At 61.1% G+C, this 17,496-nt stretch carries 17 protein-coding genes; 3 read left to right on the top strand and 14 right to left on the bottom strand.

From position 1 onward, the window contains the following. The 9 genes from VF497_RS16890 to VF497_RS16850 all read right to left on the bottom strand — a co-directional run. On the bottom strand, positions 1-524 hold a 524-nt coding region (locus VF497_RS16890; RefSeq protein WP_330890886.1), incomplete at its 3' end, for a hypothetical protein. Then, positions 518-1,396: a MoxR family ATPase gene (locus VF497_RS16885; RefSeq protein WP_330890888.1), complete on the bottom strand. Its 879-nt coding sequence runs from the start codon at positions 1,394-1,396 to the stop codon at positions 518-520. The genes VF497_RS16890 and VF497_RS16885, both read right to left, overlap by 7 nt. A gap of 20 nt (positions 1,397-1,416) precedes the next feature. Continuing rightward, positions 1,417-2,034 carry an SRPBCC family protein gene (locus tag VF497_RS16880; RefSeq protein ID WP_330890884.1) on the bottom strand — a complete coding sequence of 206 codons (618 nt, stop codon included), beginning with the start codon at positions 2,032-2,034 and terminating at the stop codon, positions 1,417-1,419. Between the two features lie 45 nt (positions 2,035-2,079). Continuing rightward, a complete protein-coding gene (locus tag VF497_RS16875) occupies positions 2,080-4,488 on the bottom strand; it encodes an aerobic carbon-monoxide dehydrogenase large subunit (RefSeq protein WP_330890882.1) in 2,409 nt (802 codons plus the stop codon). Positions 4,489-4,549: 61 nt separating this feature from the next. Next, positions 4,550-5,101, bottom strand: coding sequence for a (2Fe-2S)-binding protein (locus VF497_RS16870; protein ID WP_330890880.1), 552 nt, complete (start codon positions 5,099-5,101; stop codon positions 4,550-4,552). Positions 5,102-5,117: 16 nt separating this feature from the next. Further along, complete coding sequence (locus VF497_RS16865; protein ID WP_330890878.1) at positions 5,118-5,984, bottom strand: xanthine dehydrogenase family protein subunit M; 867 nt, start codon at positions 5,982-5,984, stop codon at positions 5,118-5,120. Positions 5,985-6,166: 182 nt separating this feature from the next. Beyond that, positions 6,167-6,859 carry a putative 2OG-Fe(II) oxygenase gene (locus VF497_RS16860; protein ID WP_330890876.1) on the bottom strand — a complete coding sequence of 231 codons (693 nt, stop codon included), beginning with the start codon at positions 6,857-6,859 and terminating at the stop codon, positions 6,167-6,169. An 86-nt stretch (positions 6,860-6,945) separates the two neighbouring features. Next, positions 6,946-7,935, bottom strand: coding sequence for an XdhC family protein (locus VF497_RS16855; RefSeq protein WP_330890874.1), 990 nt, complete (start codon positions 7,933-7,935; stop codon positions 6,946-6,948). A gap of 68 nt (positions 7,936-8,003) precedes the next feature. Then, positions 8,004-8,618, bottom strand: coding sequence for an OmpW/AlkL family protein (locus tag VF497_RS16850; protein WP_330890872.1), 615 nt, complete (start codon positions 8,616-8,618; stop codon positions 8,004-8,006). Between the two features lie 212 nt (positions 8,619-8,830). Between VF497_RS16850 and VF497_RS16845 the strand changes: the two genes are divergently transcribed. Then, positions 8,831-9,619 (top strand): LytTR family DNA-binding domain-containing protein, encoded by a 789-nt coding sequence (locus VF497_RS16845; protein WP_330890870.1) that lies wholly within the window; start codon positions 8,831-8,833, stop codon positions 9,617-9,619. Between the two features lie 15 nt (positions 9,620-9,634). Here VF497_RS16845 and VF497_RS16840 read toward each other — a convergent pair whose 3' ends face one another. Both VF497_RS16840 and VF497_RS16835 read right to left on the bottom strand, forming a co-directional pair. Further along, positions 9,635-10,378, bottom strand: a complete 744-nt coding sequence (locus VF497_RS16840) for an MHYT domain-containing protein (RefSeq protein WP_330890868.1) — start codon at positions 10,376-10,378, stop codon at positions 9,635-9,637. 73 nt (positions 10,379-10,451) lie between these two features. Beyond that, positions 10,452-11,171 (bottom strand): 4-vinyl reductase, encoded by a 720-nt coding sequence (locus tag VF497_RS16835; protein WP_330890866.1) that lies wholly within the window; start codon positions 11,169-11,171, stop codon positions 10,452-10,454. Between the two features lie 529 nt (positions 11,172-11,700). On the opposite strand from VF497_RS16835, the gene VF497_RS16830 reads away from it, so the two are divergent. Then, positions 11,701-14,169 carry a TonB-dependent receptor gene (locus tag VF497_RS16830; RefSeq protein WP_330890864.1) on the top strand — a complete coding sequence of 823 codons (2,469 nt, stop codon included), beginning with the start codon at positions 11,701-11,703 and terminating at the stop codon, positions 14,167-14,169. Between the two features lie 3 nt (positions 14,170-14,172). Here the strand turns inward: VF497_RS16830 and VF497_RS16825 are convergent, their stop codons facing one another. After that, positions 14,173-14,394, bottom strand: a complete 222-nt coding sequence (locus VF497_RS16825; protein WP_330890862.1) for a hypothetical protein — start codon at positions 14,392-14,394, stop codon at positions 14,173-14,175. A gap of 77 nt (positions 14,395-14,471) precedes the next feature. Next, positions 14,472-15,404 (bottom strand): DMT family transporter, encoded by a 933-nt coding sequence (locus VF497_RS16820; RefSeq protein ID WP_330890860.1) that lies wholly within the window; start codon positions 15,402-15,404, stop codon positions 14,472-14,474. Between the two features lie 106 nt (positions 15,405-15,510). Between VF497_RS16820 and VF497_RS16815 the strand changes: the two genes are divergently transcribed. Further along, a complete protein-coding gene (locus tag VF497_RS16815; protein WP_330890858.1) occupies positions 15,511-15,990 on the top strand; it encodes an Lrp/AsnC family transcriptional regulator in 480 nt (159 codons plus the stop codon). A gap of 1,136 nt (positions 15,991-17,126) precedes the next feature. On the opposite strand, the gene VF497_RS16810 is transcribed toward VF497_RS16815, so the two are convergent. Further along, on the bottom strand, positions 17,127-17,496 hold a 370-nt coding region (locus VF497_RS16810; protein ID WP_330890856.1), incomplete at its 5' end, for a hypothetical protein.

Below are 17,496 nucleotides of genomic sequence, written 5' to 3'. Positions count from 1 at the left end.
CGCGCGAAATCGCGCATGAGCGCGTCGAGCTTGCGGATGTCGTCTGGCCGGTTGAGGTGGCGGAAGTCGGCTTCGGCAAGCGATGCTTCCTCGCTCGCTCGGCGTTGCGCCGCGCTGCCGTCGGTGAGGCCGTCGCCCGAGTCATCGTCGTTGGCGGCGGCGACCGGCATGCCTTCGCTATCGTCGCCGCCGGGACCGGGCGGAAAAGAGCGCCGGTCGAGCGCGCCGTGGCCCGTGCCACGGTTCTCGACGAACTGGCGCCGGTTCGGAGGGAGGAACCAAGCGTCGAACAGTTCGTCGAAGCGATCGCGGTCGTCAGCGCGCCGGCACAGCAGCGCGCGCGCCGACCAGCGCAAAACCTGGACATCGAACACGCCGATGCGGCTGGCAAGGTTGACCAGCGCAGCGGCATCGTCCAGGCCGAGGCGGAATCCGTTTTCCCGCAAGAAAGAGACGAAGCCCGTGAACCGCGCCGCGAGCGCGTGCTCCAATGTTGGAACGACGGGTGCGCACGCGTTCAACATGCGGCCACCATGCGTTGCACGACGTCGGACGTAAGCGCGGCGCGGTCGTTGCGCGTCTTGACCAGCGCGCCGAGGCTGTCGAGGACCGCCTCGGGCGTCGCCATGTCGAGCGCGCTCACGTCGAGGCGCAGCAAGGCTGCGGCCCAGTCCAGCGTCTCGGCGATGCCAGGCTTGCGTTCAAGGTCGAGCACGCGTAGCGATTGCACGAATTCGACGAGCTGGCGCGCGAGCTTGGCCGGCGCTTCCGGCAGGCGCGTCTCAACGATCAGCAGCTCTTTCTCGAAATTCGGATAGTCGACGTAGTGATAGAGGCAGCGCCGGCGCAACGCGTCCGACAATTCGCGCGTGCCGTTGCTCGTCAACACGACCCAGGGGCGCGAGCGTGCAGTGATCGTGCCGAGTTCGGGAATCGACAGTTGGAAGTCGGACAGTAGTTCGAGCAGATAGGCTTCGAACGCCTCGTCGGCGCGGTCGATCTCGTCGATCAGCAGCACGACTGGTTTGTCGCGAGTAATGGACTCCAGCAGCGGGCGCTTGAGCAGATAGCGCTCGGAGAAAATGTCCTGCTCCTTGGCCTGCATCGTGCGCTCGTCGTGTTCCAGCAGCCGGATCGCAAGCAGCTGGCGCTGATAGTTCCACTCGTACATCGCCGAGTGGACGTCGAGGCCTTCGTAGCATTGCAGGCGTATGCAGTCGGTGGCTTGCAGGCGTGCGAGTACCTTGGCTATTTCGGTCTTGCCCACGCCGGCCTCGCCTTCGAGCAGCAATGGCCGTTTCAGGTCGTCCATCAGCAACAGCGTCGCCGCGAGCGGGCGCTCGGCGATGTAGCCGAGCCGTTGCAGGCGGCCTTGCAGCGTGATCACGGCCTGCATGCGTTCCACAGCCGTCTCCGCTAGGCAGCCTTGCTGCGGAACAGGCCGCGGAACCAGTCGCGCACGATTGCCCAGAACAACGCGAGCGCATTGAGTTCCTTCGCCGGGGCAGGCGTGATGACGACGGGCTGTACGGCTGCCGTGCCACCGGTGGCGGTCGCGGCATTCTGTGCATCGGACAAAGCCTTGACCTGTGCGGCGAAATTGTCGGCAAATTGCTTCAAGATCTGGTCGGCGACCGTGCCCATCATGCGCCCGCCGAATGCGGCAGCCTTGCCGCTCATCGACACTTCGCTCCTGCCGGCAAGGCTGCTCGTGCCGGGTGCGTCGCCGTCCTCGACGGTCGCGACGAGGTCCATCGTCGCGCCGGACGTGCCGGTCGAGTCCGAGCCCTTACCGATCAGGTGGAGCGTTCGTGTCGTCGCATCAAGTACGGCGACTACGATGCTACCCTTGAATGCCATGCTCGCCGGGCCGACCTTCACCGAGACCGTGCCCTTGTAATGCGTGTCGTCGGTCTTCTCGGTGATCTTCGCACCGGGCATGCAGCTGGCGACACCTTCAATATTCTGCAGGAACGCCCACGTCGTGGCGGCGTCGCCAGGCATCGGCCAGTTCTTTTCCAGATCAACTTTCATTCGGTTCCTAGAATCGAGATAAGGAGAATTGCGCTTTGCTTGGCGTCAGTGTTTGTCGAGGCCGAGCGCATGGGATTGCTGCCACACGCGGTAGGCGTTGTGCGGCATGTTCATGTGCGTGATGCCGAGGTGCGAGAACGCGTCGACGACCGCAGCGGTGAAGCACGGGATCGAGCCGACGTGCGGCGACTCGGCCACGCCCTTGGCGCCGATCGGATGGTGCGGGCTCGGCGTGACGGTGTAGTCGGTCTCCCAGACCGGCGTTTCGACCATCGTCGGCACGAAGTAGTCCATCAGCGTGCCTCCGAGCACGTTGCCCTGCTCGTCGTAGGGCAATTCCTGGCCCATCGCGACCGCGAGCCCTTCGGTCAGGCCGCCGTGCACCTGACCCTCGATGATCATCGGGTTGATGCGCGTGCCGCAGTCGTCGAGCGCGTAGAACCGGCGAATCTTGGTCTCGCCGCTGAATTTGTTGATGTCGACGACGGCGATGTACGAGCCGAAGGGGAAGGTGAAGTTTGGAGGGTCGTAGTAATCGACCGCCTCCAGGCCCATTTCCTCGCCCGGCGGCACGTTGTTGTAGGCTGCCCAGGCAATTTCCTTGATCGTCTTGACCTGTTCGGGCGAGCCTTTCACGACGAAGCGATCCATGTCGAACTCGAGATCGTCCGGTGAGACTTCGAGTAGATGTGCGGCGATGCGGCGCGCCTTCTCACGGATCTTCCGCGCGCAGCGCGCAGTTGCGGCGCCTGCGACGGGCGTCGAGCGTGAACCGTAGGTGCCAAGGCCGTAGGGTGCCGTCGATGTGTCGCCTTCTTCCGTATGGATCACCGAAGCGGGAATGCCGCACTCGCTCGCGATGATCTGCGCATAGGTCGTCTGATGGCCCTGGCCCTGCGTGATCGTGCCCATGCGGGCAATCGCGGAGCCGTCCGGATGCACGCGGATCTCGCATGAGTCGAACATGCCGACACCGAGGATGTCGCACATTTTCGAGGGACCTGCGCCGACGATTTCGGTAAACGTGACGATGCCGATGCCCATCAGTGTTTCGGACTTCGGATCGGCGCGCAGCGCCGCCTGCTCGGCGCGCAACGCCTTGTAGTTCACGGCATCGAGCGCCTTCTGCAGTGCAGGGCCGTAGTTGCCCGAATCATATTCGAGGCCGAGCGGCGTCGTGTACGGGAATTGTTCCTGTTTGACGAAATTGCGGAAGCGGATCTCGGCCTTGTCGATGCCGGTCTTCTGCGCGAGCACGTCGATCATGCGCTCGATCAGGTAGACCGCCTCGGTGACGCGAAACGAGCAGCGGTAAGCGACGCCGCCCGGGAACTTATTGGTGTAGATGCCGTCGACCTCGACGAACGCATTCGGGATCGCGTAGGAACCTGTGCAGACATGGAACATGCCGGCCGGCCACTTGGTCGGGTCCGCGCAGGCATCGAACGCACCGTGGTCGGCGGTGACGTGTACGCGCAGCGCCTTGATCACGCCGTCCTTCGTAGCAGCGAGTTCGCCGGTCATCCAGTAGTCGCGCGCGAACGCTGTGCTGGTAAGGTTTTCTGTGCGCGACTCGATCCATTTCACCGGTCGGCCGAGCACGATCGACGCGGCGATCGCGCAGACGTAGCCTGGATAGACGCCGACCTTGTTGCCGAAGCCGCCGCCGATATCGGGCGAGATGATGCGAATCTTCGATTCGGGAATGCTCGACAGCAGTCCTACTACTGTGCGCACGACGTGGGGCGCCTGCGAGGTGATGTAGACAGTCAAGTCGCCCTTGATCTTGTCGAACGAGGCGACGCAACCGCAGGTCTCCAAGGGACACGGATGCACGCGTTGGTAGAGCATGTCCTGCTTGACCGTGACCTCGGCAGTGTCGAATGCGCGCGCAGTCTTGTCCTTGTCGCCGATCTGCCACGTGAAGATGTGGTTGTGGTGCTTGCGCGGACCGTGTGCGCCGCTGGTCTTGCCGGCGAGATCGGGGCGGATTACCGGCGAGTCGGGCTGCAGCGCCTTGAACGGGTCGACGACGACCGGCAATTCCTCGTATTCGACCTCGACGAGATCCGCTGCATCGGCCGCGATATAGCGATCCTCGGCGACGACGAACGCGACCTCCTGGAACTGGAAGCTGACCTTCTCGTCGGCCAGCACGGCCTGCACGTCGCCTGCCAATGTCGGCATCCAGTGCAGCTTGAAGGGCTTGAGCGTGTCGGCTGTCACGACCGCGATCACGCCGGGCAGCGCAGTCGCTTTGCTCGTGTCGATCTTCTTGATCTTCGCGTGCGCGTAGGGGCTGCGCACCATCACCCCGAAGCACATGCCGGGCATCTTCACATCGTCGACGTAGTTGCCCTTGCCCTGAATGAAGCGCGGATCCTCGCGGCGCTTGCGCGCGCAGCCGATGCCTTCCAGCTTGGTGATTCTTTCAATATCCGGTTCGCGTCCCATGATCGTTCTCTCTGTCTTGATCCGTCATTCCGGCGCAGGCCGGTGTGAAGGCTGGAAGGGTTCAGGCCGTAGCGGCTTCTTTGTTGATCTCTTCAAGCAGCGGGTGAGAAGTCTCGACCGGCTCGCCGCGCAGTTTCCTCGCCGCGTACTGGATCGCCTTGACGATGTTCTGGTACCCGGTGCAGCGGCACAGGTTGCCGGCCATCCAGTAGCGCACTTGCTCGTCCGTGGGATTAGGGTTTTCCTGCAGCAGACGGTAGGCGCGCGTGATCATGCCCGGTGTGCAGAAGCCACATTGCAGGCCGTGTTCCTGCGTAAAGCCTTCCTGCAGCGCGTGCAGGGTTTCGCCTGTCTTCGCTTTGCCGGCGATGCCTTCGATCGTGATGACCTCGGCGCCATCGGCCTGCACTGTAAGCAACGTGCACGACTTGACCGAGATGCCGTTGAAATCGACCGTGCATGCGCCGCAGTGTGTGGTCTCGCAGCCGATGTGCGGACCGGTATGGGCACATTTCTCGCGCAGCGTGTGGATAAGAAGTTCGCGTGGTTCGACCGCGACAAACGCCTCGCTGCCGTTGAGCTTGAAGTTCACCAGGGTTTTCTTCGCCATCATGATTTCTCCGGGTCGTTCAGCGCTTTGCGCGCGCAGCGGCTGTGCGCAACGCGCGCCGCGTCATCTCGCCTGCCATCGCCGTCTTGTATTCGACGCTGCCGCGCAAATCCTCGGCGGGATCGCAAATCTTCATGGCGGCCTGGGCGGCCGCCTCGATCGCGGTGTCGTCGAGCCTCTTGCCGAGCAGGGCTTTCTCGGCCTCCTTGGCCTTGAGCGCGGTCGGCGCGACGTTGGTCAGGCCGATGGAGACGTTGTTGACAATGTCACCGCTCATCTGCAACAAGACAGCGCTTGCGGCAGTTGCGAAATCGCCGGTCTTGCGCTTGAGCTTGGAATAGCACCAACCGCTGCCCGCGGGCGGAATCGGGATGCGGATCTCGGTCATGATCTCGTTAGGCTCGATCGCCGTGTAGTAGGTACCGAGAAAGTAGCCGTCGGCCGGCACGACGCGTTCGCCGTTTGGGCCGCGCAACACGAACGACGCGCCGAGGCAAAGCATCAGCGCTGGATGGTCGCAGCCGGGGTCACCGTGCGAGATGTCCCCGCCAATCGTGCCCTTGTAGCGCACCTGTGGGTCGGAGATCAGGCCGGCGGTTTCGACGATCAGTGGCACCTTTTCCTTGAGCAGAGTCGACCAGATCAGATCGTTCTCGCAAGTCATCGCACCTATCCGGATCTCGTTGCCTTCCTGCTCGATGTACTTGAGTGAGGGAATGCGGTTGAGGTCGATCAGATGATCGGGAGAAGCGAAGCGCAATTTCATCATCGGCAGCAGGCTATGGCCGCCGGCGAGCAGCTTTGCGCTGTCGCCGTAGTCGCCGAGCAATCTGATCGCATCGTCGACGGATGTCGGCGCATGGTATTCGAATGGACGTGGAATCATCGCGTTCTCCCTCCCGGTTCTGTGTCTGGCGCATGCTTGTGGACGCATGCTTGTGGAGCAAGGAAACTGGTGCGGGCGATGGGCTGCAACACACGTTTCGCGAACACGGGGATTGGTTCGTGAACGGCGGTTAGTGCAGCGCCAACGATGAGCGGTCGCGCCGCCGACCGCGATGTCGAAAATCAGTACGCGCTGTAGCCGTGCAGGCGGTCGCCCTGCGCGGCGTGCACGCTCGCGTTGAAAGAGACGATGATGCGCTCGGCTTCACCGTCGTAAGGCATCGCTTGGTGGGCGAGCCACGAGGGAAAGAGCAGGAGTTGTCCCGGCTCCGGCGCGACGTCCTGGTGCGGCGGCTGCAGATAGGCGTTACCTGCGTCGACGAAGGCACCGCCCAGCGTGGCGAACGGCGGCCCGTACAGTCGCGTCACGCCGTTGGCGACGCCATACACCGGGTGCTGCGCTCGCCTTTCCGTCTCGTCCGCCTGCACGATGTAGACACCCGACCACGAGCAGTTGCCGTGCGTGTGCACGTCATGGAATGCTCCGTCACGACTGCACTGGAACCACATACCTTCGATGCCGATACGCAGTTCGAGATTGCGCCCTTCCCAGGCGAGATGGTTGGCCTGCTGCACCGTCTCGCCCAAGCTCGCCGTCACGAAGCTAACGAAGTTCGTCCATTCACCGAGCTTGATGCGATGCAAAAGGTCGTCGTCGCTGGCGAAGAACGCACCTGGCGATTGTCCGCGCTGGTGTGATTGTGTGGCGCGCAGCGCACCGAACACGCGTACGAGCAACGGATTAAGGCTCGCGGCATCGGCATAGCGGTGCAGTCCGATTGGCGTTGGCCACAGGGCATGGAATCCGGCGGGCAAGGTTGTCTGTTCCAAACGGCTACAGCCAGCGACGCGTTATCGAAAAAGAAGTGGATGAGTTCACGTCGGCAAGGGGAGAGCGAGCATCAGCGCGTTCCACGCACACGCGCGAAATGCTGCTGCAGCTCCGCCGCGATTGACAACGCGAGCACATCCGGGCCAGAACCACCGAGCGGCAAACCAACCGGTGCATGCAGGCGCAACTTGAGTCTCTCGGCGGCGTCGGCGCCGATTTCCTGGAGCATCTGGTCGCGTCGCGCCGCCGGACCAAGCAGGCCGATGTACGACAGATCGGATGCGGCACAATACGCAAGATGCTTCATGTCCAGCGCGTAGTTGTGGCACATCGCGATGGCGGCGTCGAAATGCTGTTGCCGCCAGACTGGCGCTGCCGTATCGGGCCCAGATTCCAGGACTTCTTCAGCGCCAGCACGCTGCGCGAATTTGAGCCAGCGGCCGCGATGTTCGATCACGGTCGAGCGCCAGCCCAAGCGCCGAATGAATTCGTGCAGCGGAATGCTCTCCGGCCCGCAGCCAAACAACAACACGCGCGCCGGCGGGGCGATGCGCAGGCGCACGACGCTTCTTTCATCGAACGCATGCGGCGCGGCGGGATCACCGTCGCGGCCCCAGTCCCAGCTTTCTCCGTCCAGCGAAGCGTTGCCACTGCCGATGCCGTCACCTTCGATCGTGAGGCTCAGTGCCAACGTGGACGTCGACGCGCGGAGTTTGCGCAGTGCTTGCGTAAACGGCGCACTCGGTGACTGCGGCAGTAACACCAAATGGATGCGACCGCGGCAGCCAGTGCCGGTGCCGAAGGTCAGGTCTTCGTCGCTGCGCGTGTCGAAGTCGATCGTGTCCGCCAATCCACGCGTGTGCACCGTCTGTGCGCGCGCCTCCAGTTCGGGCTCCAGACAGCCGCCGCTGATGACGCCGTAGCGCAACCCAGCGGCGTCGAGCAGGACAAGTGCCCCGGGTTTCTGGTACGTCGATCCCAGTGTGGCGAAGACGATGCCGAGCACACCGCTTTCGCCGCGTGCGTGTAACGCGGCGAGCACATCGAGCAGGCCGGGCAAGCCGCCTCGAATAAGCGTCTGCCCGACGATTGCCGCTTTGCGCGTACGCCCGGGTTTTGTTGCGGCCATTAGAACCGATAACCGATATAGCCGCCGTAGACGAGCGGATCGATATTCACGGTGCCGACCTTGGCACCGTTGACCTTGGCGTCGGTGCTGATGCTGATCCAGCGCAGGTCGATGCCGGCGATCCAGCCGCCTTTCAGGCGGAAGTCGAGTCCTGCATGCAATCCGATGCCAACGGAATCGGAAAGTCTCAGCTTGGTGCCTGCAAGCGGACCGCGCTCCTTAATTTCGAAGAACTTCGTATAGTTCAAGCCGAGGCCGACGTAGGGCGATACGCTGCCGCTAGGATTGAAGTGGTATTGCAGCGACACGGTCGGCGGCAACTCATGCACCGAAGCAGCGTTAGCGCCGTTGAGTTTGACGGTATGGTCGAACGGCGGTAGCGCAACGAGGGCCTCAATGCCGAGATTCGGATTGAACAGGTACTCGAACGTGGCGGTCGGCCGCGCTGAACTGCCGACTTCAGTCTTGAGCGCACCGTTGGCGAGCGTGCCGTTGTTGGACTTTGGATCGACGTTGTGCGCGCCGACCTTGATAAGCCAGTGGTCGTCCTCGGCATGCGCAGGCAACGCACAAGCAAGCAATGATGCGACGCAAAAGCAACGAAGTGCATTCATGGATTATCATCCTCCCCGTGGCTGGATCTTGTTTTGTGGTGACGCCATGCGATGGCCAGCAGCGGACCGACCGCAATGCAAGAATTAGCGGAGGAAATGGAGCGATCGCAATATCGGTTTCGTGAACGGAAAGCATTACTGCGTGGCCGGGGGCAATCGGGCCGCGGGCAGCAGTCCGAAGAACAACCACGATGCATTCGTCGAATTCGCCCATGAGCAACGAATCGCTACAGTATTTACTGCAACGCCTTGACCTCGGCATGGTGTGGGTCGACAACGAGAATCGCGTCATCGGATTCAACGATGTCGCCTGGCAGCTGCTTGCTCCGGCTGGCGAACAGACTCTCGGCGTGCCGAGGGAACGCCTTCACGGCATCAATCTGCTGAATCTGCATCCGGCGAAAAGCCGCGACAAGCTGGCGCTTTTGCTCAACGGCGGCGAAACCGTCAGTGTGGATCGCTGTCCGGTGCGCTCGCCACCGCCGATGACGATGATGATCAACATCCCTGATCGCGTGTTGCTGCTGAAGGTATCGAAGATCTTCGGCACGGAAGGCATTGCGGGCGCGTGCATGGTCTACTACGACCTGACCGACGTCACCACCGAACCACGCGCGAAATCGGCTGACGACAAGATCCACGACAACGATGCGCTGGCTCTGCCGCGCCGACTAAGTAAAATTCCGGTCTATCGTGCCAACCGGCTGGTGCTGATCGAAGTCGAGGATACGCTGCGGCTGGAATCGGCTGACCATTACACTTGGATCGTCACCGCTACCGACAAGTATCTGAGCAACTTGTCCCTAAGCGATCTCGAAGAGCGGCTCGACCCCGCCGTGTTCTTCCGCTGCCATCGCAGCCACATCGTCAATCTCCATCACGTGCGCGAAGTCGAACGCGACGGTGACACACTGCATCTCGTTTTCGACAAACCTAATTCTGCTCGCATACCGGTGAGCCGGACGCATACCCGGGATTTCCGCGAGCTGATGGGTCTATAGCCGTCGGCAGCGCGATCAAATCTCGATCTGTTGGCGTTGGCGCTGGCGCAGGGTCCCAATCGCGAACATTGCGCCGAGCAAGATCAGGCTGACGACGAACACAGTAGAACCGAGACTGTCGCCTTGCATGCCGCTCGCAACGTCGGCGTGACGCTGCGAGTCGTGGACGAAAGTCGTTGCGGCCATGCCGGTGTAATGCATCCCACACACCGCTACCCCCATTACTAGCGCACTCGCGAACATCTGCAACCAGCCGCGCACATTGAATGCGAGCCACAAGGCCGCTATCGACGCGACGACCGCAACTGTCACGGAGGCAGCAACGAGTGTCGTGTCGTACGCCAAGTGCGCTTCCATCAGCATTGCGGCCATACCCATGTAATGCATCATGGCGACCCCCGTGCCCATCACCACGCCGCCCAGCGTTAGACGCGCGAACGAGAATTCTCCTGAGCTCGTGATTGCCAGCCCTAGCGTGCACGCCGCAATTGCGAGCAGCGCGGACAGCAAGGTCAGACCCGGCGCATAGCTCACCAGCATATCCATTACGCAGCCGATCATGGCGATGAAGTGCATTGCCCAGATCGCGCCGCCGCCAAGAGCAGCACCCGAGCCGAGTAATGAAAACCAACGCTGTACGTTGGTGCGGGCCGAAGGGATGCTCATCGCCAGTTGCAGGCCTGTGTAAGAGCCGAGAGCCGAGAGCACATACGACATCGCGACGAGCGCGTAGTTGTACTCGGAGTGAATGGCAGACATGGCATTCTCCTATGGTCGGGTCTGGAGTAAAGCGATCGGCAGGTGACGGATGTGCCGCCTTGATGAATGAGCGTTATTCGGTGATAGCAAAAACACACTGGCTCGCGCCAGAATTGCGACAGATGGTTTCGACGACCTTCACTGGCCGATCCGCGGCTCGGCCAGCGTTGAGCAAGCCCTCGAAATATCCCAGGAAGAAATGGCAGCCGCGGCGATGTCGTTGTGCTAGCTCGATCGCGCTGCCACAGAAGGGACTGTTCGCCATGCGCACGCCATCGATATCAAGCTCGACCAAAACAAGCTGCCTCGCAGCGGGCAGCACGACGTGGCGCATCGCATCAGCCAGAGCAAGGCGGGCACCGAGCGCAAAGTCGCGCTTGTATACCCATGCGCCGATACGCCGGCCGACATGGTACATGGCGTACTCGCGTGAATTTGCAGGCAAGCTGTGTGAGAAGCTGACCAAGTCAGGGAGGATGCGCGGATAGGTCTGCGCGAGCTTGGGCAATATCTTCTCGATTACCGTCGAGTCGAATTCCTCTGGAGGCTCCACAGCGGATTCGCACACACTGAAATCGATCGAGCGCACCAGCCTATGCATGGCGATGCGTTCTTCCAATTCGGGCAAGGCGGTTTCGGGGCCACGCAACGTCAGCGTGAGCAAAAAGCCGCCGTCGCTTTCATTGAGGCTTTGACGTAGCAAAGCGAATCCAGATTCGATCACGATGCGGCCAACCTCGAGCATGAGGCCTTCTTTGCCGCTCGCAAAGATGCGTATCTGTACTTCGAACACTGTTCCTTCCCCTGACTGCGAAGCGCCTGGCTCGGCAATGCGTGTTGCATTTTTATATTGATGATGGGCGTATAGCACAGCACCCCGCATGACAAAAAGCGGTGCTTTCTCCGATTTTGCAGACCTTAATTTGCTTATCCGCCACTCGCGAAAGATTCGCCGCTATTCACGCGCAAATTTTGTGTATTCGCGAAAATTTTGCATTTTTCGCGTAGAGGCGAAATACGTTATCGGCATCACACGTGAAATTGTGAGCTATGTCGCGTCGTTGCGCAGGGAAGCGCATTGAAGTTGAGCTCAGATCGCAGGTTACATCGTCAATAAACCCGGGTAACGCACGCTGGGCCGCTATTTTTACCTTGGTAGGAGTTCGGCAAACTTGGTCAACCTCTGGCCATGACAGCCCGATAAAAACCCCAACCGATCAAGCGGGAATTCGACGGTAAGATCGCGCCGATCTTTGTCGATTGCGTTATAGTCATTTAACTATAACGGTGTGACTTGCTTCCAACACTCAAAGGGGATTCTCATGCACTGGACACCTCTGTTTGTCGTCGTCATTGCGAGCGTTGCCGCCTCTGTCGCGGTCGCGCAGGAATCGGCCGCATCCTTGGGAATCGATGACAAGAAGGGCGAGGTCGCGGCCACAACGCTCGACAAAGTGGCGGTCACTGCGCGCCAGCGCGAGGAGGACTTGCAACAGGTTCCCATGGCCGTTTCGGTAGTCAGTGGCAAGTGGCTCGACCGCTCAGACACCGTCAATACTCAGCAACTCAGCTTGCTAGTGCCATCGCTGTATTACAACTCCGCGAATCCGCGCAATACGGCGTACACGATCCGCGGTCTTGGATCAAACACACTGTCGGTCAGCGCGGCGAACGATGGCATCGAGCCTGGTGTCGGTTTCTATGTCGATGGGGTCTATCACGGCCGTCCGGCGACGGCAGCATTCGATTTCACCGACATCGAGCGCGTCGAGGTGCTGCGCGGCCCGCAGGGAACGCTGTTCGGCAAGAATACGACCGCAGGTGCGATCAACATCACCAGCCGCGCACCGGTTTTCGTGCCGGAGGCGAGCGGGGAGATTTCCGCCGGACAGAACGGTTTCTTCCAGGCGAAGGCGAACGTCTCTGGCCCGTTGAGCGATTCCATAGCCGGCCGTCTTTCCGCGCAGATCACCGAGCGCGACGGAGTCCTGCACAACGTCACTACGGGCAAGGACGTGAACGATCTCAACAACTACGCTTTGCGCGGCCAGTTGTTGTTCGATCCGATCGACAACCTGAGCGTGCGTCTGATTGCCGACGTCTCCAATCTCGATTCGGATTGTTGCACGCAGAACTATCTGCGTGTCGGCAAGAGCCTGCGCAGCGCGGCGCGGCAATTCGAAGGACTTTCTGCGGGCTTGCCCGCGCACGGGTTTCCGGCCTACTCACCGCCAAGCCGCAACGTCTATGACCGGCTCACCGACATCGACGCTCCGCTGCACGTCAACACACAGGACGGCGGCGCATCGCTCAACGTCGACTGGGATCTCGGCGCGACGACTCTGACCTCGATCACCGCCTGGCGCTACTGGAAATGGGATGTTGCCAACGATCGCGACTACACCGGCATCCCCATCCAGACGGTTCAACGCATTCCGTCGCGCCAGGATCAGTACAGTCAGGAAGTTCGCATTGCCTCGAACGGCGACGGACCCTTCAGCTATGTCGGCGGTCTCTACTTCTTCAACCAGGAGATCAACGGCAAACCGATCAGCATCTATGGCCCGGCGGCCGCCTATTGGCTGATCAGCACTACGAACTTCCCGAACATGCCCGACAAGCTTGCGGGCGGTTACGGTCAGTTCGGCGATTCTCATTTCAAGATTTCGAGCTACGCGGCCTTTGGCGAAGCGAACTACCGCTTCACCGATCGCCTGACTGCAACTCTGGGATTGCGCTATACCTACGAGGACAAGAACGGTGCCTACTCGACCACAGTGTCGGGCGGCCTGGCGACGACTCCGGGCACGCCGGCAGACAACGCCAAACTCTCGCTGTTCCGTCCGCAAAGTTATACGGCGGCCGACAACGGCGGCAACGTGTCCGGTCGCAGCAATCTTTCGTATCAATTCGCCGACAACATGATGGGCTACGTGAGCTACGCGCGCGGCTACAAGTCGGGCGGCCTCAACATGTCCGGCCTGCCGCTGGATGCTTCGAACAATCCGGCGCTGGCAACTGCCGTGATCAAGGACGAAACGAACACTACCTGGGAAGCGGGCCTGAAATCGGCCTGGTGGGATGGGCGCGCCACGCTGAACCTCGCCGCCTATCGCACCGTAGTCGACAACTATCAAGCCAACGTCACCTCCAGCATCGAGACCGCGGCGTTGCGCACCTATCCGGCCAACATTCCCGAAGTCCAGGTAAAAGGCTTCGAGGCGGATTTGGCCGCGCGGCTGTTCGAGGGATTCACGCTGCACGCATCGCTCGCCTATGCCAACGGCAAGTACACTGACTATCCGCTCGGACCGTGCCCGCTGGAATGGCAGAACCCGAACGCCGTCGGCGGCTGCCAGCCGCTCAATCCTCCAGCCAACCTGGCCAACAAGACCTCGAATCCTCGCGGCAATCCGAATGTGCCGGGCGCCTACGTGCTCACCGGCCTGCCTCTGGCTGGTTTGTCGAAATGGGCGGGATCGCTGGGCTTCGACTACGAAGTGCCGCTCGGCGGCGGCGCACTCGTTATTCATGCCGACTCGAGCTCGCGTAGCGGCTACAACAGCGACACGACGAACTCTCTCTACACGAAGATCGCCGGCTACGCCGTCACCAACGCGAGCGTCGGCTATCGGTTCAACGACCGCTGGGAGGTCGATGTATTTGCGCGCAACCTGTTTGACCGGAACTACATCACTGCTCTCACGATTCAGACCGGCAATTCCGGCTTGATCCTCGGGCAGCCGAGTGATCCGAGATTGATAGGCGTAACGGTTCGCGCCAAACTTTAAGGCTCACAAATGGCGCGAAAAGCGGCGCTGGTTTACGTCGCGGACGCTGCCGCGCAGCAGTTGGCAATCGTTGCGCAGCAATGTGTCGGAGGAAATACTACTTGCATCGAGCTGCGCGGTCAGAACCGTGTGTTTCGAGATTGAACGAGTAGAACATTGGTCTTGATCAGCCGACATGGTCGCCGCGGTCGGAGGCGCCGCTTTTCGATACAGCGTTGCAGTCATGATGGTTGCAATGTTCGTGAGCCTTCCTGATTAAGTTGTGGTCTATGGCTATTAGCACGCGATCGCTCCCTAGAGTATTAGCTGCCCTTCTTCGAGAGCCAGGCGCCCACAAGCACAATTGCTCCTCCAAAGAATTGCGCCGGCGCGATCGCTTCGCCGAACAGCATCCATGCTAGGACTGCGGCCAGCACCGGCTGGACCAGCAGGATCACCGAGCAGAGCGGCGCCGGCAGGTGCGCGAAGGCGTAGGCGATCAGGCCCTGGCCGAGAACCTGAGCGACGACGGCAAGCCCGATCACCGTAAGCCAGCCCGATGCCGAGACCGGCCAGAATACGTGCGGCTGAAGCAGCGCGACTGGCAGCAGCACTAGGGCCGTGACTGTCGTGCTTGTCGCCGTCGATCGCGCAGCCGAGGCGCCTGCGTCGCGTGCCGCCTTGATCGACAACATGTAGCCCGCGTAGAACACCCCGGTAAGCGCCGCCAGCGCGTCGCCGAGCACCCGCGTGCCATGCAAGCCGAAGTTGGGCCCCGCGAGCACGAGCATGCCGCCGATGGCCGCCGCCATGCCGACGAGGTAGGTGCTCGTCACCTTCTGCCTCCAGAGCAACCAGCCCGCGAGCGTCACGAAGATGGGCGAGATGTTGCCGAGCAGGGTCGCGTTCGCCACCGAAGTGAAGAGGACTGCGAAGTGCCACAAGCCGAGATCGGCAGCGAAGAAGGCACCCGCGCCCGCGAGCGCCCGCAGCGACATACGGGACGGGTCGCCCGTTGCGCGACCGGCGAGGGCCCACGCCCACAACAGTGGCACCGCGAGCGCGCAGCGCCAGAAGGCGCTCGCGACCGGGCCCGTGTCCGCGAGCCGCACGAGGATGGGCGCGAACGCGATCGCGCAGGCACCGGCGATCAATGCGGCAAGGGCGAGTGTCTTGGGGCGGTCTCTCGCAGGGCGGACACTGGGCCGCGAAGCGGCGACAGTTCGATAAGCGGTGACAACGACGGGCTCATTCATGAATTAGCTCCGGGATCTATCCGAGCAGATTAGGGACGACGAGCAGGAGGCGGTTGAAAGTTTTTGCTCTTTCACGCAAAAATATTGCGTGACGCGCCAATTGTCCTTGGACGAAGTCGATCGCAAGCTGCTGGATCTGCTCCAGCAGGACGCCGCTCGATCGCTGTCTTATCTGGGGGACTGCGTCAACCTTTCACCGAGTGCGGTGCATCGGCGCCTCGCGCGCCTTCGGTCCTCGCAGGCCATCGCCAGGCAGGTGGCCGTGCTGAGCGACGACGTTCTCCCTGGCATCGTGCGTGCCTGTGTGCTCGTGTCACTTGAACGCGAGTCGGCAAAGCTGCACAGCGGATTCCGCGAGCGTGTCCGCTCTGTGCCCGAGGTCCAGCAGTGCTATGACATTTCCGGCGCCTGGGACTATCTCGTAGTCCTAGCCGCAGAGGGCATGCCCGCATGCCGCGCGACGATCGATCGACTCTTCCTGGACGCGCCGAACGTCAAGCGGTACGAAACGCTGTTCGTCATGGAGATCATAAAGCTCGGCATGGCGGTTCCGCTGGCAAAGCGGTCAAGGAGGGCGGCGAAGTAGCCGGCGTGCCTGAGAACTACTATACCGAAGTTTGTCAGCGTCAATGCGAGTCCGCATCGTGTAGAACCCGCTACATGAGCATCCGCTTTGCGGCAGTGACCCTAAGGCAACGAGGCAAAGAACGGCGACTGGTGAGCCGAGACGGAAGGCAGATTAGTCTACGAGTTCTACATTCGCGACCGCGAAGCCGACTACTACACGAAGGTCGTTCAAGACGCGCTGACACTCGAAATCATCAAGGCGCAAAGCCACCGACTCTCTAAGCATCGAGGTTACGGAAGTGCTAAGTTCAAGAACCCAGAATGATGTAACTCATTCTCTTCGCTAGCAGAAATGACGGAGCGGTTGCGCTCGTTGTCGCTCGGATGCAACAGAGGTGTGCCCCGGTAGAAATGCCCTCCCTTTCCGTCCCGGCAGCCAACGGAAACGGAAAGCCCGCGCCATGGTGGTAGGTCTGGGTCTGTTCCCCGTGCCGACGCCCGTTGGGCGTTCTGATGCAAAAACGAAGACGCGGCCCTCGTGCTGGAAATGGCCCCTCTTTCCGTCTCCGACGACCAACGCAAATCGAAAAGCCCGCGACAGGGCGGGCTTTTCTGGCTTTGAAGCGGCTAAATGCTCCGCATGTGCGACTGACTGGTGGAGCGCAGGTGAATCACAATCACCAACCATCGAATGGTCGCATTTTCGAAAATTTTTGCTCGTTGGTCGTCGCGATGCGAGAACAGAGACGACACGGCAAAATCGGGTGAAAAATGCTCTTAGAACTCGTCTCCGTGACCAACGAAAAAGAAAAAACCCGCGACACCGCGGGCTTTTCAGGACTGACGGCACAATTACTGTACTCATCAGTATAGTTGGTGGTGGGTGCAATCCACCTAGAACTCGTCTCCGGTCGAAATTCCCGTTAACAGGGAAATTAACAGGGAATTTCTAGCAAAAACGACGCTTCTACCGTCACCGGATCGCTCTGCAGGCCCGGTCTGACGCCATTTTCGGGCCGAAAGATTTTCCCGCCGCTCGCAGGTAGCAGGGAAAATAATTACGGTATCAGGGAAATTTCTGGCCGTAACAGCGAAAGCAAGCGATCGGTTGATTCATCTCCACCCGCTCATTGGCTACTCGCAGAAGATCGACTACTACTCTGCAAACCAGCCCATCACATCGACTACAACGTGGGTCGTGCCAGAGCTGCCATTGTAGAACTCGACCTGTCCATTCGCGCCCACCTTCGCGATCACGAGATTCGGGATCGTTTGGTTGGCCACGAAGTTCAGATTCGATGCGAGTGGCACAGGTAAGCCTGAGGGCCATGCCGTGAGATAGCCCCACGACGTCGGCTGAGTCACCGTCACGTTGAGCACGACCGCACCCACACCGCTCGCCGGCACGCCACCTCGATTGAGCACCGCGAGGCTTGCGGTGCCGCCACCTTGCAGTGCCCCCGCACCTTGAGCCTGGCCGTCGATCGTGCTCATGCCCGCACGCGTGTCCATGATGCGCGCCGGT

The sequence above is a fragment of the Rudaea sp. genome (genome assembly GCF_036383415.1).
In the GTDB taxonomy this organism is placed as follows: domain Bacteria; phylum Pseudomonadota; class Gammaproteobacteria; order Xanthomonadales; family Rhodanobacteraceae; genus Rudaea.
This window is presented reverse-complemented; position numbering and strand designations above follow the sequence as displayed.